The organism is Paraburkholderia sp. RL17-373-BIF-A (genome assembly GCF_046030175.1).
Taxonomy (GTDB): Bacteria; Pseudomonadota; Gammaproteobacteria; order Burkholderiales; family Burkholderiaceae; genus Paraburkholderia.
Genome location: NZ_JARESO010000004.1, coordinates 281,273 through 301,802 on the forward strand (window position 1 = coordinate 281,273; position 20,530 = coordinate 301,802).

The 20,530-nt window shown below is 60.8% G+C and carries 21 protein-coding genes; 11 read left to right on the plus strand and 10 right to left on the minus strand.

Annotated elements, in window-relative coordinates; translation table 11 throughout:
- Window positions 1-113 precede the first annotated feature (113 nt).
- Complete coding sequence (locus P0D80_RS07060; protein ID WP_408282392.1) at window positions 114-608, plus strand: CBS domain-containing protein; 495 nt, start codon at window positions 114-116, stop codon at window positions 606-608.
- Between the two features lie 81 nt (window positions 609-689).
- Window positions 690-1,649 (plus strand): Tim44 domain-containing protein, encoded by a 960-nt coding sequence (locus P0D80_RS07065; protein WP_408282394.1) that lies wholly within the window; start codon window positions 690-692, stop codon window positions 1,647-1,649.
- A 109-nt stretch (window positions 1,650-1,758) separates the two neighbouring features.
- On the opposite strand, the gene P0D80_RS07070 is transcribed toward P0D80_RS07065, so the two are convergent.
- The 4 genes from P0D80_RS07070 to P0D80_RS07085 all read right to left on the minus strand — a co-directional run bounded on the left by P0D80_RS07070 (window position 1,759) and on the right by P0D80_RS07085 (window position 4,875).
- The gene (locus tag P0D80_RS07070; protein WP_408282397.1) at window positions 1,759-2,178 is read right to left on the minus strand and encodes a RidA family protein; all 420 of its coding nucleotides are present in this window, start codon (window positions 2,176-2,178) and stop codon (window positions 1,759-1,761) included.
- A 41-nt stretch (window positions 2,179-2,219) separates the two neighbouring features.
- Window positions 2,220-3,044: an isocitrate lyase/PEP mutase family protein gene (locus tag P0D80_RS07075; protein ID WP_408176774.1), complete on the minus strand. Its 825-nt coding sequence runs from the start codon at window positions 3,042-3,044 to the stop codon at window positions 2,220-2,222.
- A gap of 40 nt (window positions 3,045-3,084) precedes the next feature.
- Entirely contained in the window at window positions 3,085-3,627 is a 543-nt protein-coding gene (locus tag P0D80_RS07080) for a carboxymuconolactone decarboxylase family protein (protein ID WP_408176775.1), read from the minus strand.
- 285 nt (window positions 3,628-3,912) lie between these two features.
- A complete protein-coding gene (locus tag P0D80_RS07085) occupies window positions 3,913-4,875 on the minus strand; it encodes an AraC family transcriptional regulator (protein WP_408176777.1) in 963 nt (320 codons plus the stop codon).
- A 281-nt stretch (window positions 4,876-5,156) separates the two neighbouring features.
- Here P0D80_RS07085 and P0D80_RS07090 point away from each other — a divergent pair, with 281 nt between their 5' ends.
- Window positions 5,157-5,795 (plus strand): septal ring lytic transglycosylase RlpA family protein, encoded by a 639-nt coding sequence (locus P0D80_RS07090; RefSeq protein ID WP_408282402.1) that lies wholly within the window; start codon window positions 5,157-5,159, stop codon window positions 5,793-5,795.
- 368 nt (window positions 5,796-6,163) lie between these two features.
- Here P0D80_RS07090 and P0D80_RS07095 read toward each other — a convergent pair whose 3' ends face one another.
- Window positions 6,164-6,805 (minus strand): c-type cytochrome, encoded by a 642-nt coding sequence (locus tag P0D80_RS07095; protein ID WP_408176779.1) that lies wholly within the window; start codon window positions 6,803-6,805, stop codon window positions 6,164-6,166.
- 330 nt (window positions 6,806-7,135) lie between these two features.
- Between P0D80_RS07095 and P0D80_RS07100 the strand changes: the two genes are divergently transcribed.
- From P0D80_RS07100 to P0D80_RS07115, 4 genes are all read left to right on the plus strand, one after another.
- The gene (locus P0D80_RS07100; RefSeq protein WP_168793996.1) at window positions 7,136-7,429 is read left to right on the plus strand and encodes a GYD domain-containing protein; all 294 of its coding nucleotides are present in this window, start codon (window positions 7,136-7,138) and stop codon (window positions 7,427-7,429) included.
- Between the two features lie 62 nt (window positions 7,430-7,491).
- Window positions 7,492-7,701, plus strand: coding sequence for a hypothetical protein (locus tag P0D80_RS07105; protein ID WP_132374516.1), 210 nt, complete (start codon window positions 7,492-7,494; stop codon window positions 7,699-7,701).
- An 82-nt stretch (window positions 7,702-7,783) separates the two neighbouring features.
- The gene (glnA, locus tag P0D80_RS07110; RefSeq protein ID WP_408282406.1) at window positions 7,784-9,289 is read left to right on the plus strand and encodes a type I glutamate--ammonia ligase; all 1,506 of its coding nucleotides are present in this window, start codon (window positions 7,784-7,786) and stop codon (window positions 9,287-9,289) included.
- A gap of 183 nt (window positions 9,290-9,472) precedes the next feature.
- The gene (locus P0D80_RS07115) at window positions 9,473-9,943 is read left to right on the plus strand and encodes a universal stress protein (protein ID WP_132374518.1); all 471 of its coding nucleotides are present in this window, start codon (window positions 9,473-9,475) and stop codon (window positions 9,941-9,943) included.
- Window positions 9,944-10,067: 124 nt separating this feature from the next.
- Here P0D80_RS07115 and P0D80_RS07120 read toward each other — a convergent pair whose 3' ends face one another.
- The gene (locus tag P0D80_RS07120; protein ID WP_408176784.1) at window positions 10,068-10,967 is read right to left on the minus strand and encodes a LysR family transcriptional regulator; all 900 of its coding nucleotides are present in this window, start codon (window positions 10,965-10,967) and stop codon (window positions 10,068-10,070) included.
- Between the two features lie 155 nt (window positions 10,968-11,122).
- On the opposite strand from P0D80_RS07120, the gene dld reads away from it, so the two are divergent.
- Entirely contained in the window at window positions 11,123-12,862 is a 1,740-nt protein-coding gene (dld, locus tag P0D80_RS07125) for a D-lactate dehydrogenase (RefSeq protein ID WP_408176785.1), read from the plus strand.
- A gap of 126 nt (window positions 12,863-12,988) precedes the next feature.
- Here the strand turns inward: dld and P0D80_RS07130 are convergent, their stop codons facing one another.
- The 4 genes from P0D80_RS07130 to P0D80_RS07145 all read right to left on the minus strand — a co-directional run bounded on the left by P0D80_RS07130 (window position 12,989) and on the right by P0D80_RS07145 (window position 17,007).
- Window positions 12,989-13,192 carry a hypothetical protein gene (locus tag P0D80_RS07130; RefSeq protein WP_408176786.1) on the minus strand — a complete coding sequence of 68 codons (204 nt, stop codon included), beginning with the start codon at window positions 13,190-13,192 and terminating at the stop codon, window positions 12,989-12,991.
- 285 nt (window positions 13,193-13,477) lie between these two features.
- Window positions 13,478-14,068: a hypothetical protein gene (locus tag P0D80_RS07135; protein WP_408176787.1), complete on the minus strand. Its 591-nt coding sequence runs from the start codon at window positions 14,066-14,068 to the stop codon at window positions 13,478-13,480.
- A gap of 313 nt (window positions 14,069-14,381) precedes the next feature.
- Window positions 14,382-15,377 carry a hypothetical protein gene (locus tag P0D80_RS07140; RefSeq protein ID WP_408282495.1) on the minus strand — a complete coding sequence of 332 codons (996 nt, stop codon included), beginning with the start codon at window positions 15,375-15,377 and terminating at the stop codon, window positions 14,382-14,384.
- A gap of 436 nt (window positions 15,378-15,813) precedes the next feature.
- Entirely contained in the window at window positions 15,814-17,007 is a 1,194-nt protein-coding gene (locus P0D80_RS07145; protein ID WP_408282412.1) for an MFS transporter, read from the minus strand.
- 190 nt (window positions 17,008-17,197) lie between these two features.
- On the opposite strand from P0D80_RS07145, the gene P0D80_RS07150 reads away from it, so the two are divergent.
- From P0D80_RS07150 to P0D80_RS07160, 3 genes are all read left to right on the plus strand, one after another.
- Window positions 17,198-18,160 (plus strand): GlxA family transcriptional regulator, encoded by a 963-nt coding sequence (locus tag P0D80_RS07150; RefSeq protein ID WP_132374524.1) that lies wholly within the window; start codon window positions 17,198-17,200, stop codon window positions 18,158-18,160.
- A 187-nt stretch (window positions 18,161-18,347) separates the two neighbouring features.
- Complete coding sequence (locus tag P0D80_RS07155; protein ID WP_408282415.1) at window positions 18,348-19,289, plus strand: PTS sugar transporter subunit IIA; 942 nt, start codon at window positions 18,348-18,350, stop codon at window positions 19,287-19,289.
- 367 nt (window positions 19,290-19,656) lie between these two features.
- The gene (locus tag P0D80_RS07160; protein ID WP_408282417.1) at window positions 19,657-20,412 is read left to right on the plus strand and encodes a hypothetical protein; all 756 of its coding nucleotides are present in this window, start codon (window positions 19,657-19,659) and stop codon (window positions 20,410-20,412) included.
- Window positions 20,413-20,530: the final 118 nt, after the last annotated feature.

A 20,530-nucleotide genomic window follows, 5' to 3' on the forward strand; every position in this document is an offset into this window, starting at 1 on the left:
TCGAAGTGTCAGCATTGAAAATACGCATTTTACGTTATCTCGCGTTCAGGTAGATTGAGGTCTCGCCCATGAGTTCATGCGGGGCGGTTAACGGTACCTGACGGAGGTGGCAGATGGCATCGGTTGCGCAATTCCTGCGTTCAAAGGCATCCCAGACAGTATGGTCGACCCAGGCATCCGCCGCGGTTTACGACGCGATCGCGATCATGGCTCACCGGCAGGTGGGCGCGCTCATCGTCGTCCATGAAGGGCGCGTGGCCGGCATCGTCACGGAGCGCGATTACGCGCGAAAAATCGTGCTGATGGACCGCTCGTCAAGGAATACGCCGGTGCGCGACATCATGTCGACGGCCGTGCGCTATGTCACCCCGGAGCAGACCACCGAGGAATGCATGGCGCTCATGACGGAGCACCGGATCCGCTATCTGCCTGTGATTACCGCGGGGCAGGTGGTCGGCATGGTGTCAATCGGCGACCTGATCAAGAATCAGATTGCCGAGCAGGAAGACACGATCCGGCAGTTGGAGCACTACATTCACGGCAACAGTCTTCAGGTTGCTCAACATGGCTTTCAGGCGCAATCACCAGCAAGTTTGACCACTCAATAATATTACTGTTCGTAATGTTTTCCGCGCGATGAAGAAAGGCGCGCGAAGCGGGCAGTCCCCTGACTCACCAAAGAGGTTTTTATGTACACGCAGATCATCAATCAAGTTCGACGGGTTGCCGGCTCGGTGACGCGCGGGACGGCGGCGCTCGGACTGGCGGGGCTCCTTGCTCTCGGCGCCGTGGCTTCGAACGATGCCGAAGCGAAGCGCGTGGGCGGGAGCCAAAGCATCGGGCGTCAGTCGCAAACGGCGTCGCCGTCCGGGCAAACACAACGGAGCCAGCAAGCTCAACCGGCGCAGGCCGCGCAGACGCCGGCCGCCGCCGCGGGTAACCGCTGGATGGGTCCGCTCGCGGGGCTCGCCGCCGGGCTTGGCATTGCAGCGCTGCTGTCGTCGTTTGGTCTTGGCGAGGGGCTCGCGCAAATGCTGTCGAATGCGCTGCTGATCGGAGCGGTGATTCTCGCGGGCGTGCTGCTGTTCCGCTTTATCGCCAACCGGCGCCGTCCGGATCTTGCTTATGGACACGGTGCCGCGAACCGGCAGCAAACGGGCGGTTCAACATTCCTGAACCAGATGGGGCAATCGCGGCCTGAGGCGACTTTTCGGGGCTGGCCGCGCGCAGCGATGGGTTCGACCGGAGCAGCGAACGGCATGAAGGCGCCTGAGCTGTCGCTCGGGCCAGATCAGGCGGCATTTCTCGTATCGGCGAAGGCGATGTTCATGCGTCTCCAGGGTGCGTGGGACAGGAACGAACAGGGCGACCTGTTCGAGTTGACGACGCCGGAGATGTTCGCGCGGCTCAAGCAGGATCTGGAAGCGCGGGGTCGCGAGCCGAGCCATACGGACGTGCCGCAACTCGATGCCGAGGTACTGGGCACCGAAAGCAATGCGGATGAAACGCTCGTCAGCGTTCGCTTTTACGGTCAGATCCGGGAAGACGATGCACAGACCGCGCAGCCGTTCCAGGAAATCTGGAACCTGGTCAAACAGACGCAGGGTGACCAGGCGTGGCGGCTGGCCGGTATCCAGCAGATCGACTGATAGACCGACCGATAGCGGCACGGTTGAGGCCGGCGCGAAGCAGCGCCGGCCTTCGGCCGCTCATGCATTTGATGTCAAAGAACGGCAACGAGTCGCCCTGCGACCGTCATCATCTGGACACTGAGATGCGGCTGCTGTCGATCGCCGCGACGCAATCGATCTCGATGTCGAAGTGTCCTGGCCACGCCGGCACATTGATGAAAATCCTCGCCGGCGGGTTCGGTCCAAAGAAGCGCGCATAGATCGCGTTGACGGCCGGAAACGCTTCAACCGATGTGCAATACACGTTGCACTTGAGCACCTGATCGAGCGATGAACCCGCCGTCTCGACGCACAGTTTCAGTTGTTCCAATACCCGTTCCGTCTGTAGCTCGATCGGTGCGTCCATTACTTCGCCGGTGCTCGGATCGAACGGCGGAAACCCGGACACATAGATCGTGTCGCCGTGGCGGGTGACAGCGGAAGTCGGCGCTTTCCAGCGCTCGAGCCAGCTCGAAAGCGGTTCGACACGAATGATTTCACGGCTCATGGTTCGCTCCATGTAGAAGGGGTTATTCGATGAAGAAGACGCTACGCCACATCCTGAAACATATTGTTCAACCACGCGCCCGACGGCTCCTTCGGCAAGCGATCGAAGCGGCCGTCCGCAAGCGACTGAACGCTAGTCACCAGCCCGCCCCATGCCGCGCGTGCGAGTGCGCCGCCCACGCTCACGCGCCGCACGCCGAGCCTCGCCAGTTCGTTGAGCGTAAACGCGGAAGGTCCGCCGATCAACAGATTGACGGGCTTCGGGCTGACCGCGGCGAGCACCGCTTCGATCTGCTCGCGCGTCTGGATGCCCGGCGCGTACAGACAGTCGGCGCCGGCTTGCGCATAGGCTCGTAAGCGCGCAACCACGTCGTCGAGATCGGCCACACCGACAAAGAAATTCTCCGCACGGCCGACGAGCAACGTGTCACCGCCTGTCTCGTCGATCGCGCGTCTTGCCGCGGCAAGGCGTTTGACGGCGACATCGAGCGGAAACAGCGGCGACTTCGGATCACCCGTCGAGTCTTCGATCGACAGCCCGGCGATGCCGGTATCGACCGCCATCCGGACGCTATGCGCCACCTCGGTGGGATCGTCACCGAAGCCGTTCTCGAAGTCGGCGTTGACCGGCAGATCTGTCGCGCCGACCATCTCGCGAAGGTGCGCGAGGATCGCATCGCGTGACACGCCGTTGTCCGGCCGGCCAGTCGACCACGCGAAGCCGGAGCTGGTCGTGGCAATCGCCTTGAAGCCGGCCGACGCCAGATAACGCGCGCTGCCCACGTCCCACGGATTCGGCAACACGAAGCATCCGTCTTTGTGCAACGCGCGAAACGCCGAGCGTTTTTCAGCAGTATGGCGAGACATGATCGATCTCCTTGTTTGAGGACGTGGCAGCGCGCAGTCGTTACACGACTTCGGTTTCGACGACCGGAAAATCGACCTCGGTATCGAAGGCGTTGTTGACGAAATTCGTCAGCATGAATTGCGCGGCGAGCGCGATGATTTCGACGATGTTCGCTTCGCTGAAGCCGGCTTCGCGCACGGCGTGCAGATCGTCTTCTGTGATTTTGCCGCGGGTTTCCATCAGCGCCTTCGCGAACGCGACGGCCGCGGCGGTTTTGGGCGTATGCGATTTGCCGAGCCGGTTCAGGCGAATCTCTTCGTCGTCGATATGCGCCATGTTGCTCGCGACATAGCTATGCGCAGACAGACAGTACTGGCAGCCGTTGACCTGGGACACGGCGAGCGCGATGCCGTCGCGCAGTTTCGCATCGAGCGTCTTTGCAAGCGCGCCTTGCAGGGCGGCCCAACCGTTCAGCGCATTGGGGCTGAGCGCCATGATGCGAAAGAGGTTGGGCGTCATCTTCAGTTGCTTCGTCATTGCATCGATGACCGGCTGCGAAGCGGCCGGGATAGCGTCGTTGGCAGGGAGGGCGATGCGGGTCATGGTCGTGCTCCTGTTTCGGATGATCGGGAGAAGGATGCGTCTGCATCGAAATATCGGCGTGCGTTCTCGGCTGCATTGATGAAAATTCTAGGCGTGCAGGTCAAACAAAAAATCCTGAGAACAGACGCAAAAGTCCGTGGATGCACGTGAAGGCGCGATCGCTTTAAAAACGAAACCGGCGCCTTGCCTCGGCGTTGACATGCCGGTGCAAGGCGCCGGTCAGGGCGCAAGAGCGTGCGAGTCAGGAATGCCGGGTCCGGCAAACAACGCAAGAAATCCTGGCGATCAACCCTTTACGGATCCCTCACGGTATTCGGCGGGGCCCGTATCGAACACCTCGCGAAACGCGCGCACGAACGCGCCGCGGCTCGCATACCCGGCGTGCCGTGCCACCTGATCCAGCGACAGGTCGCCGGCGCGCAACTGGGCGGCCGCCTGGCGCATGCGGATGTCGCGCAGCACCTGCATCGGTGACTGGCCGAGCGCGGCCGAAAAGCGCGCCATGAACGCCGAGCGGCTGAGGATCGCTGCATCCGCAAGACTGGCGACGGTGTGCTGCGCACCGGGGCGGGCCACCATGTCGGCGAAGGCGCGCGCGATTTGCGGATCGCCGAGCAGCGCGAATCGCTCCATCCACAGTGCGTTGGATTTCAGCGACCGGCGCACGAGCGCGACGATCACCTGTTTGAGCAACGCGCCCGACATCGCGCCGGCGCCGATCTCCTGCGCGACGAGCTCATCGAACGCCGTGCGCAGATAAACGTCGAGCCGGTCGGAAGCTTCGAACTGCTCGACGATCGGCGTCGACAACGTCCCGAACAGATTGATCGACGCGCCGAAAGACGCCTTGAAATAGCCGCAGATCATGACGGTCATCGGTTCGGCATTCCCCGCGCGGAAGCGACTGATCGAATCGACGACCTGTTTGTGCTCGCGTCCAGGCACCACGGTCGGCGCGATACCCGCCTGGTTTGCCGGGACCTCGAGCTTCAGTGAATGACGCGGCGGCACGATCAGCAGCGTGTGAGGTTTGAGCGGCACGGTCTCGGCGCCTGCGATGTGCAGGCGCCCCACGCCCGACAGGATGTAGTGGATGCCGGGCGCGTCGTGGCCATCCAGTTCCAGCATGAATCCCTGGCTGACCAGGCATTCGGAAAGCCCCAATACCTGAATGTCGAGCAGGGTGATCAGCTCGTTCAGATTGCTGGGTGATAGACGTGGCGACGAAATTGCTTGTGAAACAGGCATGGGTCATCCGCGGGAAGTGAGGCAATCAACAGATGTTTGAGCGTGGACGATGATTGTCGCAGGTTTCCGCTGAACGCAATCGTGTGCAGCAGGCGGCAGAGCCGCGCCTGGACTCGCCAGACGGCGCGTGTAGTGAACGCACGGACGTCGGATTGAACCATACGGACACCCTCCAAGCGTGGCGTGAGAGGCTTTTCTAGAAGCCTGACTACACCCTGATTTACGTGTCTTTCTTGCTGAAGTGGGTGCCCGCTGCCTTCACACGGTGAAGAGGAGCGCAAATGGAAAACAAACTTCATACCACAGAGAGCCGGTTATCCGGCCCACGTCTCGAAGCTGAACTGATGCGTGCGAAAACGCGGCGGATGCCTCGCGCGTCGCTATGCAAGGCTCGAGCGTTTCTGTTCGTGGTCTTGTCGTGCTTCCTGAGCACGGCGCTTCCAGCGCAAAAGTCGGTATCCGCCGATGCCAGTCCAGCGAGCACGCCGAGCGCCAAGGCAGCTCAACACAGCCATCTCGATCGCTCCGGCAAGTCCCGCAAGGGCAAGGCCTCGTATTACGGGCGGGAGTTCTATAAGAAGGAGATGGCCGACGGTACGCCGATGAATCCGCAATCCAATGCTGCCGCAAGCAAGACGCTACCGCTTGGCACCAAGGCCCGGGTCACGAATCTGAAAAACGGTAACAGCGAGGTGGTCGAAATCAGGGATCGCGGTCCCTATGTCAAGGGTCGAATCGTCGACCTGTCGCCCAAGACTGCGGATAAGCTCGGGTTGAAAAAAGATGGCGTCGCCCCGGTCGAGGTCAAGCCGGTGGAAGTTCCGCAGGCCGACGGTAGCGTGAAGCCGGGCGCAGGTGTACAGGAAAGCGAACGCGGCAGGGCGTCGGCAGAGTTGCAGGATAGCCATTCCTTGCGTTGAATGGATAGCGCGATGACAACGGACGCTTCCCATCGTTCGGCTTGTCAGAAGGCTTCGTGAGCGGACGTTTGCCCGCATCGACGGAATGCCGGGAGATGGCGCGCGGTTGGTGCCGCCTTATGCGGGTGGGCAACTCATCGACTTAACATGCAAGCTTTGGCAGGGATACGATTGAGGCAGCTGCGGGCTCCCCGCTGCACTCAGATTCGAATCGCCACCAGTCGCGGCGCAGCCGGCAAGCATCATCGCCAGACTCGATATGACCGCGACGTGACTCCACACAGTAGATCGCATAGGTGCTCGACACAACAGGAACGGGTTGCGGTAGGGGATTTGCTTCGCGAACGCTACAGGCCTGCTGTCGATCTTCAAGGTCTGGTCACCGAAAGGTAAGCCGCGGCCTCTTCGATCTGCGAGTCGTTCAACGTCGCCGCGACGGCTGTCATTGTTCCCGGCGCCGGCGGCTTCCCCTTCGCGCGGGCCTGAAATTCGTGGAGCCGCGCAACGACAAATGCCGCCGGTTCACCCGCGATGCCCGGAAAGCGCGCGCCATTACCTTTACCGCCGGCCCCGTGACAGCTGAAACAGGCGGGAACGTTGGATCCCGCACCCATCTCGGCGAGCTGCTTTCCGGCGATTACCAGACTCTGCTGCGGCGGCGTGCCTTCGGCAAGGGGCGGGTTCTGCCTGGAAAAAAAGTTGGCGAGTTCGTGTATTTCGCTATCGGAAAGATTGAGTGCGACCGTCTGCATGACAGAACTTGCACGGGTGCCCGCCTTGAACATTGACAACGCATGCGCGAGATAATCCGCATCCTTGCCGGCAAGCCGCGGCCCACCGGTGACGGTGCCGGCGCCCAAGGCGCCGTGGCACGCCACACACGTTGCGATGGAGGGCGCCGTCGCCCCCGCGGCCATACCTTGCGCATTCACTGCGGACTGTGCATGACAGGTGCCGGCGAAACCGAAGAGCGCGGCAATCGAAAGCGAACGCAAGCCGTCGCGCAGCATGTTGGTAGAACGTGAACTGATCATCATGGTCTTCCCGATATCCTCCGGACAAGCGTCCGGTGAACGACGCTGTGAGGCGATTCTGCGGGAATGATTCTGACCAGCGAGCGACGAAAGAATTACGGATTTGTTATCTAAGGCGACGGGCCTGTCTGCCGCCCTCACGCGTCGCTCGACTGCCCATAAAGCCAAACAGCCAGTGGCGCGCGATTCCATTGCATAGAATCAGGTTACGCGCAGAACGCTTTCGGGCAACACGATCGCAGTCGCGTTCGCGGTCGAGCTTGCGCGTGTACAACGCGATTCGTACTAATCGTAAGGAGAATCGTCATGGCGACCTATGTGGTTCTTGCGCAATTCACCGATCAGGGCATACGCAACATCAAAAACAGCCCGCAACGGGCCGGTCAGGCGGCGGAGTTGGCCAAGACCTTTGGCTGTGAAATGAAAGAGATCTACTGGACGGTAGGCAAATACGACATCGTCACGGTCATCGACGCACCGGATGAGCAAAGCTTCGCGGCATTCGGCTACGCGTTGGGGTCGGCAGGCAATGTCCGCACGCAAACGCTGCGTGCGTTCACGAAGGACGAATGCAGCGCGATTATCGGCAAACTTCCATAAAACAAGCAGTCATCTGATACGTGAGCCGTTCTCTTTCCGCGACTCTTTCTCAGGAGATCACAATGAACGCAAAAGCAAACGACAGCGAAGACGTCCGTGCATTCGTTCAAACGGCCGAGCAGGCCGGCGAGTTTGTCTGGGTCATTACGCTGGTCGACTTCGGGGCACAAAAGGTCAAACGGTCGATGGTTTCGGACGACACATTCGCCATGCGCGCTGCGGCTCAGGACGCCGGCGAAGCCTATCTGAAGGGGCTGACGGAAGACCGGTAGCGAGGCGGGCAGGCGCCTTGTCTTCGCTCGCGGACAGACTAAAGTTGGACCAAAGGCAGAGGGCCGCGAGAGGAGGAAGCCAATGTCCACCACGCCACAAGCTGCGGCATCGCCTCCCACGGTGTCTGTCGAAGCAGGTCGCTTCCACGTCGATCGGCCAGCAAGCGCGAACGATGTGATCGACCTGGTGCGGCAAAAGAATATCCAGATCGTCGATCTGAAGTTCACCGACTTACCCGGACTCTGGCAGCACTTCTCGATCACGCTGCCTGAGGTTCACCCGGACCTGTTCGACGCCGGCATCGGCTTTGACGGCTCGTCGATCCGCGGCTTTCAGGAGATCCACGAATCGGACATGCTGCTCAGACCCGATCCGGCGACCGCTTTTGTCGATCCGGTTTATGACACGCCGACTCTGTCGATCATCTGCGACGTCGTCGACCCGATTTTGCAGCAGCCCTATTCACGCGATCCGCGCTTTGTGGCGAAAAAGGCGGAAAACTATCTACGCCAAACCGGCATTGCGACCACTTGCTATGTCGGACCCGAACTCGAGTTCTTCATCTTCGACTCGATCCGCTTCGGTCAGGACCAGCATTGCGGCTTTTACTATGTCGAGTCGTCCGAGGGCGACTGGAATACAGGTTGTGACGAGGGTGCGTATGGTGGCGGCAATCTCGGCTATAAACAGCGCTACAAGGAGGGCTATTTCCCGGTTCCGCCTCACGACACGCTGCAGGAAATCCGCTCGGAGATCGCGTTGACACTGCAGCAGGTCGGCGTGCAGATCGAAGTGCACCACCATGAGGTAGCCACCGCCGGCCAGAACGAAATCGACATGCGGTTTGCCACGCTCACGCGCATGGCCGACAACGTGATGATCTACAAGTACGTTTGCAAGAACGTCGCGCGCCGGCACGGAAAAGTGGCAACTTTCATGCCGAAGCCGCTGTTTGCCGACAACGCGAGCGGTATGCATTGCCACCAAAGCCTGTGGAAAGACGACGAGAATCTCTTTTACGACGCGAACGGCTGGGCGCTGACTTCCGACCTGTGCCGCTGGTACATTGGCGGCTTGCTGCAACATGCACCTGCGCTGATGGCTTTTTGCGCCCCGACCACCAATTCATACAAGCGTCTGGTGCCGGGCTACGAGGCGCCGGTCAATCTCGCGATGTCGCAGCGCAACCGTTCGGCAGCGGCGCGCATCCCGATGTATTCGGATTCGCCGAATGCGCGGCGCGTCGAGTTTCGCTGTCCGGACCCGTCGGCCAATGCGTACCTTGCCTTCGCGGCGATGCTGATGGCCGGTCTCGACGGGATTGAGAACAAGACTGATCCGGGCGACCCGCTCGACCGCAACATCTACGACCTTTCGCCCGAAGAAGCCCGCAACATACGCCAGGTTCCGGGCTCGCTCGACGCGGCGCTCGCAGCGCTGGAGGACGACACTGCGTTCCTGCGCAAAGGCGATGTTTTCACCGACGACGTGCTGCAGACCTGGATCGACTACAAGCGCAGACACGAGATCGAGCCGATCAAATTGCGTCCGCATCCCTGGGAGTTTTACCTCTATTTCGATATTTAAACTGAACATTCGGACCGGACATAACGAGGCGGGCAGGCTTCGTTTTGACGATACGCAGTGCCTGTGAGGCGAGGGTGACTATACTCAAAGAGGCCGCCTCTGATTCAGGTTCACCGGGTTCAGGTGGTAGAGGCGCCGCGCAGGATTTCAACGCGAGCCGGCCGGGTCGCGCGGGAGAAACGTATGTTCAAGCATCTGCTGGTGCCGACCGACGGCTCGACGCTTTCCGAGGCCGCCATTCAGATGACGGTCACGCTCGCCGTGGAAAGCGGAGCCAAAGTCACGGGCCTCCATGTCATTCCGGAGTTTCATGTCCTCGCTTATGGCACGGAGATGATCGCGGACAACGAGGATCGAATCATTCAGGCCGCGCGACAGCGTGCGGACGACTACCTGGAAGTTATCAAAAAAGCCGCTGCGCAAGCTGGTGTCGAGTGCAATATAGTTGCCACGAGCCGCGCCCATCCTTATGAGGCGATTATCAGCGTTGCAGCAGAGCAGAACTGCGATCTCATTGTCATGGCGTCGCACGGTCGAAGTGGCATGCGGGCATTTTTGCTCGGCAGCGAGACCCAGAAGGTCCTGACGCACAGTCAGATCCCGGTTCTCGTCGTCCGGCAGTCGACGCCAGCCGGCGCGCATCCAGGGCGGTAGTCCGGCTCGTAGCCGAACGGGTGCGTCGGCCCGGAAGTGTACGAATGAATTGAATCGGAATCCTTTTATAGGATCCGGCATTCGCGCCACGGGGGCGGTTCTTAACTCGTGTGGCACCGTACCGTCACCCCTTGCGGGCGGCGACTCGTTGTTGCCGCAAAATCCTCACAAAGTTCAGTACAGTCGGGGACTTTTCGCGTTGCCGATGAATCAACGCGATACCCGTCGACAGCGGATTGCCCCGCAGCGCGTGATACGACACGCTTTCGACCTGGATCTGCCGGATCGATGCGGGAACCACCGCAACGCCGAATCCAGCCGCCACGAGATTGGCCGCCGATGAGATCTGCGGCGACTCCATGCCAATCGAAGGCGCGAAGCCGGCTTCGCGGCAGGCGCCGATGATCGAGTCATACAAATCCGGGCCAATGGGACGTGGAAAAAGGATGAACGGATCGTTTGCAAGATCCGCCAGATCGATGCGCCGTCGCCGGTTCAAGCGATGATTCGCCGGCAACACCGCCAACATGTCTTCGTCGACGAGCGGTTCGACAATCAGCTCCCGGCAGTTCAGCGGCATGCGCACCAGGGCGGCATCGATCTGCCGCTCGGCGACTTTATCCAGCAGCAGCGAACTGTTGCTCTCCTCGCAACTGATCGACACGCGCTCATACGCATGCCGGTAGCGCTGCATGGTCATCGCGACCGCTGGATGAAACACCGTCGAACCCGCGAAACCGAGCGAAAGCCGCCCGGTCTCTCCGCGTCCGGCGTTCTGCACCTCGACGAACGCCTGCTGCGCGTCCTCGACGATGCGTCGCGCGCGTTCGCGAAAGAGTCGTCCTGCCTCAGTCAATTCGACGCGACGCGGATGACGGATAAACAGCGGCGTGCCGATTTCCCGTTCGAGCTTCAGGATCTGCTGGCTCAACGGTGGCTGGGCGATGCCCAGATGAGTCGCGGCATCGGTGAAATGCAGGTGTTCGGCGACCGCGAGGAAGTAACGCAATTGGCGAAATTCCATATGTTTTTCGTCTCCAAATAGCGACTTCAAGATATTGGACTAATGACTGGACTGATTTTAACCTTCGTGTCAATCCGATGCGCTCAAAGGTCGCAGCCGAATTCGCTGGACCCAGGCGACGCGCATCGCGCCCAACGCCTCACGAGGAGAAATCGATGTCAGCAGCGCACACACCATGGGTAGCCGCCCGGCCCGACGTGGCTCACACGTTGATCGCGGAGTTACGCAGCATCGTCGGCAAGAAACATACGTTGACCGATGACGCCGCAACCCGCCGCTTCCGGACCGGCTTTCGTTTTGGCAGGGGCACGGCGCTCGCGGTGGTCCGGCCAGGCACGATCGTCGAGCAATGGAAAGTACTGCAGGCATGTGTAGCGGCGAACATGATCGTGATCACGCAGGCGTCGAATACGGGCCTCACTGGCGGCTCGACGCCCGATGGCGACGACTATGATCGCGACATCGTGATCGTTAGCACGAGCCGTATGAAAAAGGTGTTTGTGATCGACGGTGGCAAGCAGGTCGTCTGCCTGCCCGGCGCTACGCTCGACCAGCTGGAAAAAACGCTGAAGCCTCTTGGCCGGGAGCCGCACTCGGTGATTGGCTCGAGTTGCATCGGAGCGTCCGTATTTGGTGGTGTCTGCAACAACTCGGGCGGTGCACTGGTGCAGCGTGGCCCGGCGTATACGGAAATGGCGGCATTTGCGCAGGTCGATGAAACGGGCAAGCTGCACTTCGTCAACCATCTCGGGATTCAGCTCGGTGAGACGCCCGAGGATATGCTTGGCCGGCTCGAGCACGGCGAGTTCTCGGATTCCGATGTCCGGCACAACGTGGGCGCCGGGTCGGATCACGGTTACGCGAGCCATGTGCGTGAGGTCGATGCCGACACGCCGGCGCGCTTCAATGCCGACCCGCAGCGTCTTTATGAAGCGTCAGGCTCGGCTGGCAAGCTGATGGTGTTCGCAGTGAGGCTCGACACGTTTCCGATCGAACAGAACGCCAAGGTGTTCTATATCGGCACGAACCATCCCGACGAACTCACCGAGATCCGCCGCCACGCGCTGCACGACTTCAAATTCTTGCCGATCTCGGGCGAATATCTCCATCGCGACGCTTTCGACGTCGCTGAAGAATACGGTAAGGATACTTTTCTGGCGATCAACTATCTCGGCACGTCGCGGCTCCCCGCGCTGTTCGGACTAAAGAGCCGTTTCGACGCGCTGTTCGATCGTCTCGGCTTTCTCCCTTCGCATTTCACCGATCGCGTCATGCAGGCCGCGAGCCGGCTGTTCCCGAGCCATTTGCCGCCGCGAATGAAACAGTACCGCGACAAGTACGAGCATCACCTGATGCTGAAGGTCGCCGCTGAGAGCGTCGACGAAACCCGCGCGTTCCTCTCCGGCTACTTTGCGAAGGCGACGGGTGGTTATTTCGAATGCACCGATGAGGAGGGCAGGAAAGCGTTCCTGCATCGCTTCGCCGCCGCCGGCGCCGCGGTTCGCTATCGTGCCGTGCACACCCGCGAGGTGGAAGACATCGTTGCGCTCGATATCGCACTGCGCCGCAACGATCGCGACTGGATCGAGACGCTGCCGCCCGACATCGAGGAATCGATCTCCATCAAGTTGTACTACGGCCACTTTCTGTGCCACGTGTTCCATCAGGATTACATCGTCAAGAAGGGCAACGACTGCGTCGACGTCGAACACAAGATGTGGACGCTGCTGGACCGCCGCGGCGCCGAATATCCGGCGGAACATAACGTCGGCCATCTTTACCGCGCGAAGCCCCAGCTTGCGGCGTTCTATCAGCAACTCGATCCTTGCAACTGCTTTAACCCAGGAATCGGACAGATGTCGAAGTTCCGGAACTATCGGGAAGCGGCGGTCTAGCGGAACACTGCCATTGCGGAGTGCCCGCGCGCTTCATTGCACGGCACGCTGATTTCGCAGTAGATCGTGGAAAGGCTGAAATTCTCGACGGAGCGCGCCATAGAGCGCGCGCCTCGCCGCGCCATATCAAACGTGGTAATAGCCGTCGCCAACGGAATTCTGCAGCACGCCGTCGACGTAAACGCCCACGGGATCCCCGTCGGCCGATGTCAATATTGCGCCGTTGGCATGTTGGCCGATGAGCTTCATGCGGCCTCCGTGAATTTCGGCCATCGCCTCGCGGTCCAGGTCAATGGACGTGGAAAGGTCCATGATCGTTAGTGCTTTCATGATGCGCTCCTTAGGTGAGTAGAGGATGAGGACTGGACGAGCGGCCGGACGCTTGCAAGAACAATGCATATGTCGTGCCATCGCGCGGGTTTGCGCTGGCTTGTCCATCCAACGGCATCGGAGTGAGGCGCGGTGGGCTAACGGCCGCCACCTGAAGTGATTTCAGTTGCCCGCACGCCAACACTGCAGTAGCGACGAGAGTCGAAACGTCGCGTGCGAGCGTTGGCAGGGGCGGCCCGCGGCCAGTACAACAGCGCGAGCAGGATGTAATGAACCTTTGGGTGTCTACTTCTTGACCGCCGGCTCCACGGATATCGCGAGGGCCTCGGTGTACAGGGCCTCCACCTGATCACCCTTTTTGATGTTGGCGAACTGTTCGGGGTCTTGCACTATCAGGTCTAGTGTGTTGCCCTTTGGACCTTTCAACGTGACGGTCTTGTTCTTTGGATTGACGGCGACGACATTAGCCACGATTTTCACTTCCCGGCCTACGGTGCCGCCGGGCTTGCCGCCAGCGGGTGCGCGCTCCATCGACGGGCGCTCTTCGACCGAACTAATGCCGTCGCCTCCTTTCTTCAGGTTCAGGCTAAGTGCTTCACGGTAAACGACTGTGACGATGTCGCCAACCTTGAGCTGGTCAAAGTTGCGTGCCTCGTCCCCGACTTCCACCTCGACGACCTTGCCGTTTTTGCCCTTTAGCAGGACAGTTCTTGTCTCGCGATCAATGTCCTGCACAGTGGCCGTCACGCTCCTCGTTCCCTTGATGGTGACCGAGCCAGGCGCTCTCGTCACTTGCGTGTCGGCTTCCTGCTGTGCCCATGCCGCGGGCGCCACGGCCACCAAGGCGGCGATGACGAGAAATTTTGCGTTCGTCATGAACTGCTCCTTTGAGACGCTAAGGCTTCGTTGGTAGCGGACCGGCCGTGCGCGGATCGCGTTGCGTGTGTGGATTACGCGCCCCCCGGGGAAGGCGCTCGCCTACACACGTGAATCGTCCTTGCGGCACAAATCATGTCCTGTGAGCTGGCATTGCATGTTGCGCGGCCTGTAGGATCGCTCATTCATCAACTATCGTCGCGAGGCAGGCGCCTGGCAATAGGACCTTAGGCCAATGGTTTCTGCCCGGAAGATCTCGGCGGGACATCTCTCACGCGGCTCATGGTTGCTTTGAGCGATGGCCGGCAAGGCCTCAAAAGCGCAAGCCTACTCCGGCTTCGATCAGATCCGTGTCGCGGTCGTAGCGCGTGACGATGCGGTTCCATGTGATACGTGTGAGCCAGTGCTGGCCGAGCCGGTAACTCGCTGATACGGCTACGAGCGCCGAGACGCGGCCGTCGCCGGTGCGGTTTTGCGGAAGGTCATCGTTCTGTGTGATGGAGACATAGGGCCCAACGCCGATCGACAGCGCGAGTTCATCGTCGAAGAAAGCGCGGGTCGCCCAAAATTGCGCGGCAATACCGTCGCGGCGCGACTGGATTTTCCCTCCTTCGTGGATGTATGAGGCCGTCACATCCACATAGCGCCACAACCCGCGCCGGTATTCGAGACTTCCGGCATTGGCCGACTCGGAGTTGTCGCTGTTCAGGATCGTCTTGCCGAACATCGCGGTGACTTCGTTATTCGTCACCTTCGTTGTCCGTGGTATCGGGCGCTGTCGTGGACCGGGCTCGCCCTTGGCTTCGAGTTGATAGCCGATGCCGAACAGCAGCGCGGTCGTGTCTGGACCGCCAAACACCTGGACGTGATTCAACTGCGCCTGCGCAATCCACCGGCGATCGAAATAATATGCGGCGCGTACGCTCCACAAGAGACCCCAGCCGTGCGTGTTCGAATAGTCACCGCCGGATTGAGCCGCGGTTGTGTCGAAGTATCGGTACGGCCCGGTGCCGGCCGATAGCTCGAACCGGTCGTTCCACAACGGCAGACGCCCCCAGGCTTGCACGGTCTGGCCGTCACGATGGTGCTGCGGAATGTGACCTTCGTTGATCCAGGAAAAGCTCCACGCGGCGTAGCGGCCGAGGCCTTCGCGATAAGTGGCGTCCCACGAATAGGTGTTTGCACTGTCACTCACGAGAGGGCCGGCCAGCAGCGAGAATTCCTGTGCACTTACGGGTGAAGACAAGATGAGGAGGGTGCCGATCAGAAGCGTCGACAGGGCAGTAATGCGGTCCTTATCGCTTTGGATTGTGGACACTATCCTGCCCTTGGCAGACTGGGTATAGGAAAGATAGCTTCTCGGGACGGGTTACGCTACCCGAAGCGATATCCGCAGAAAGGAATGCAGTGAACAAGACGCACGACACGCGGAAATTACCGCACCGACATGCTCCAGTATGTGTGTTAGCGAACGTACCTGATCTACGTTGTGGCGCAGACGCGTTGCGTGCAAATGTATCCGTTATGCCTTGTAGCGAAACACCGTCACGTTGCCGCGAGGTCGGATTCAACCGGTGGATACAATAGTTTGCTGGAATCGACGGTTGTACATGTTCATCAACCCTATCGCGATAGTGAGCGCTGACGCAACTTGGGTGTAGTCGAGACGTTGCATGTCACTGTCCATGTTGTTTAACAGGTGTGGTCAAGACGTGATCTTCGGTATCGACGACGATCGCGGCGAATCAGACGGTCTCGGTCTCGCGACGATGGGTCGTCGCGCGGTGCTGTATGCACGGCGGTTTCATGCAACGATGCGCGGCTTCGGCGAACAGGAAAGCGATCGCAATCAGCGCGGCCGCAACCAGACTCAGGTACTGCCCGCCGATCGACTCGAGCACTGCACCGCCAAGCACGCCGGAGCAGGCAAGCCCGATGTATGTCGCGGTATTGTTGAGGGCCAGCAGCAGGGGTGCCACGCCCGGCGAGAGCTGAACGAGCCGATGTTGTTGCGGGACGATGAGCCCCCAGCCGCATATGCCCCAGATCGTGAGCGCAACTGCAGTGCTGAATGCATGCGCGGATGTCCACGGCAACGCACAAAAATTGATGATGGCAAGCCACAGCATCACATTGATGATGTTGCGGCTCTTGAATCGGTCCACAAGGCGGCCGGATAAGAGGTTCCCGGCCGTCGCCGCCACGCCCCAGAGCAAAAACATCCCGGCGAGAATGCGTCCGTCGCCGTGCGTGACACGCTGCAGCACCACGCCCGCATACGTGTACACCATGAGGAACCCGCCAAAGGCGAATAGCGAAGTGAGCAAGGTGAGCGCGATCCGCACATCGCGGACCGGCGCAAGCCGTTCTCGCAACCTGACAGATGCAGGCCGGGGAACGGATGGCAGCATCGTCCAGACGCCGATCATCGCCACGACCCCGAGCAGGGTGACGAACCAGAGAGTCGTTCTCCAGCTTCCGAAACCGCCGATAAACGTGCCGATCGGCGAGCCGAGAGCTGTCGCTCCCGTCAAGCCGGCTGTGACCGCAGCCAACGCTCGGCCGCGTTTTTCGGGCGGGGCAAGCGCAGAAGCAACGCCCAATGCAGTAGGCGAGAACAAAGCTGCGCCGAATCCCGACAGAGCCCGGCTAAATAAAACCCAGTGCAAGTCCGTAGCGACCGCGCTGAGCATGTTGCCGGCGACGAAGATACCGAGCGCGGAAACCAGCAGAAGCTTGCGCGGCCAGCCGCCCGCCAAAGCCGCCATGACCGGGGCAGCCAACGCGTAAGTCAAGGCGTAAAAGGTGACCATCAGCCCGGCGAGGCTGACGGATGTATTCAGCGATGCAGCGACGCCTGGAAGAATACCGGCGACCACGAAGTTGTCGGTACCCATTGCGAACATGCCCACGGCCAGTATCAGTAGTCGACGGTCCATACGAAAGCTCTTGCAATAAGCGGTTTGAGGTTGAGTTGGAAGACGCGCGTCGCGCTTGGACTGGCACGCGATCACGGGGTCCATCCGGCCGGCTTTTTGCGCCGGAGCGGTATGGGTAGAGAATAAGCGTCGTTGACCATGTCTCAAATGTCATATATACAAGCGATTCAGGACATGACCTCGGCACGCTATGCACACGATCGGCTTCGTTGTATTCCCGAATTTCTATCTAATGGGCTTCGCGGCGGTCACCGCCTTTGAACTGGCGAACGTCGTGCTCGCAGAGCAGGCATACCAGGTGACGGTTCTGTCTGAAGAGGGCGGCCTTGTATTGTCCTCGGCAGGTATCCGTGTAGAAACGCAGCCATTCAGCGACGCCGCGTTCGACACCGTCATGTTTGGCTCCGGCGTCGAGATCGACATCGTCTCTGCCGCATTGACAGCCTTCGTCAGGCGCGCGCTGAGTACGTCGCGGCGCATCGCGGCACCCTGCACGGGCGCTTTTATCCTGGCTGAAGCAGGGGTGCTGGACGGTCGACGAGCGACGACACATTGGCGCTTCGCGCACGATCTGCAGTGCCGTTTTCCCGAGATAGCCGTCGAAGAGGACCAGATTTTCATCGTCGACGGACCGATCTGGACGTCGGCAGGCATGACAGCCACGATCGACATGGCGCTCGCCATGATCGAGAAGGATCATGGTCAGGACGTATCACGCGCCGTCGCCCGCAAGCTCGTCGTTTATCATCGCCGCGCCGGCGGGCAATCGCAGTTCTCCACGTTGCTCGACCTGGAGCCTAAATCCGACCGGATCCAGAAAGCGATCGACCATGCGAACGCCAATCTGCGCAATGCCTTGACCGTCGAGGAATTAGCCGACGTCGCAGGCCTCAGCCCACGCCAGTTCAGTCGGGCGTTCAGTGCTGAAACGGGCCAATCTCCCGCCAAAGCCGTTGAACATTTGCGAGTGGAAGCCGCGAGGCTATTGCTGGAAAAAGGGCGTTTATCACTGGATGTGATCGCAGACGAAGTCGGCTTCTCGGATCGGGAGCGAATGAGGCGCGCGTTCCTGCGGACCATTGGGCAACCGCCCCAAGCGGTCCGTCGCTCCGGCAGGGACACCCGTGGGCCGACTGCGCGCGACCACCAATAACCGTGCGCTCGTTGCCGTCAACCTCGCGTTTGGTCGAGGCCGCACGGTATCCGGTCGCAGCTTCTTGCGAAACGGCAAGCGATGCCTGTCCACGACGCTCTGATCTGTTTGCGCGTCGCAGCGATTATTTACAGCAAGTTAACGGCGATTTGGTTAACCTGATGACAGACAATGCACAGGAGCCGCCATGAGTCGCGCGCTGGTTGGTCTACGGACTCTTCTTGGACTCGGCAAAACTCAGCCCCATGACCGCTCGCGGTCCGCGCCAGGCCGCAATGTGATGATGCGGGTCACCCTGGACGCCCAGCACGCCACGCCATTGCGCCAGGCGCTGATCCGAGACTGCGGCGATCAGCAATGGACCATTCGTGTCGCGCCGCTGCACGGAACGGGCCGCGTGCGGTTATCGCTCTATCTACCCAAGGACGCAGTCAACGGAGCGATTCAACGGCTCGCGCATCTGGCGCCGGCCGCCGAGGTGGGGCGGCTGCTTGAAATCCCCGAGGCGCCGACGGACGCCTGGCGGGATTTGATGGATGGCGAGCCGCGCGCCGACTCGCCATCCAACGGCATCGAAGCGGTTGAAAAAGGGGACACCCTTGCGCAACTGCTTACACCGCATCATGTTCTGCTCGGCCTGGACGTGGCTGACCGGGAGACACTTTTCGCGCAGTTCGGCCGTTTCTTCGAACGGCACTATGGGTTACCGGCAACGGGCGTGGCTGCAGGGCTCACGGCACGTGAGGCGCTAGGCTCGACAGGCCTCGGCCAGGGCGTAGCCGTGCCGCACGGTCAAATACGATTGCTGCGCCAGGCCATGGCTTTTTACGTTCGTCCCGCGACGCCGATTCCGTTCGATGCCCCCGATGGCAAACCGGTGAGCGACGTGGTCGTCCTGCTCGTCCCGGAATGGGCAAACAGCACGCACCTGCGGCTGCTGGCCGATGTCGCGCAGCGCTTCTGTGACCATCGGTTCCGCGAACTGCTGCATGGCTGTCTCGATGCGGGAGCCGTGTGCCAGTTGTTCGCAAGCTACGAGGAGGCGGATCGTGCGGAGCGCGGCATTTCGCACGGCGATCCCGCCCGTCACGACGGTGCGGCGGGCAAACGGGTCCGCGCGCACGGCTAGCATCGTTCCCGGGTCTCTTCCGGGTTGCCGAACACCCGGTTGATTCCGGCGCGGTTTATGCCGTCGCCGTGTCCTGAACCGCGCCTTCGTCCTCGGACTGCAATCCATCAGATCAGGCCGGCGTATTGCGCCAGGCGATCCTCGTCTCGAAGGTCCTTTCCGGCTTGTCATGCGGTAGCGCGCCGACGCGATGTCTCTGATCACGCGAGCGGCGTCGATCTCCTTGTATTCGTTCACCAGCCGATAACACAGCGAATCTGATTGAGGTTGCAACGACCTCGGGGCATCGGACGCTAAAATAAAACGTAGCGCCGGTCTTTTGCGTGAAACCGATTGTCCGATCCCGATCTATCAATGGCAGGCAACCATGAACACTCACTATGCGTGTTTCGTTCGCCCGGCAGTGGCTGCAATTTGCGTGGCTTCGCTTGCAACGCTCGTCGCGTGCGGCGGAAATACCTGCATTAGCCTCGGCGGGTGTGTCAGCGGAAATAGCGTGCCCGACGTCACGCTATCCGGGACGGCCGCCACCGGCAAGGCGCTCGCCAGCGCGGCGGTCAGCGTCAGTTGTGCTCAGGGTTCGGGCTCCGCCCTGTCGGACGGCGGTGGGCACTACACCCTCACGTTCAACGCCGCGCTGCCCTGCATCCTTACCGTGACCTCCGGCGGCACGAGCCTGCATTCGCTCGCATTTGCCGGCGGCACCTTCAATACGACGCCAGAGACCGAGTTGATGCTGGTCTATCTCGCTTCTCAACTTGGCACCACCGAGAGCGCTCTGATTGCGGGCTTCCCGAGTAACGCACAGTTCCAGCAAGTGCTGGCGAATCAGGCCGATGTGCTTGCCGCGCAATCGGCGGTCGTCACCAATCTGCAACAGCGCTACGCGCTCACGCTGACGGCGCCGGCGTTTCTGACGACGCCGTTTAATGTTGGGCAAGCCGGCGTCGACAGCGATCTCGACGCGCTGGCGGCAGCGGGCGCGATCGACACCAACGGCATGCCCGATCAGGCCGCCGTCGCGCTCCTATCAGCGGCGGGGCTCGCCCATCCGCTCACAGCGGCGTCCTCATCTTCGTCCGGCGCCGGCAGCACAAGTACTGCCGCCGGCGGCATGATGTGACGTTTGGCAAGCCGCAGGCCATGGAATCAGCCTCAGTAAGAGCCATGCTTTCCACGATCCGTAGATAGCGGACAGGGAAGGTATCGAAGCCAAACCGGGTAAATTGTGCAGCCCGTTG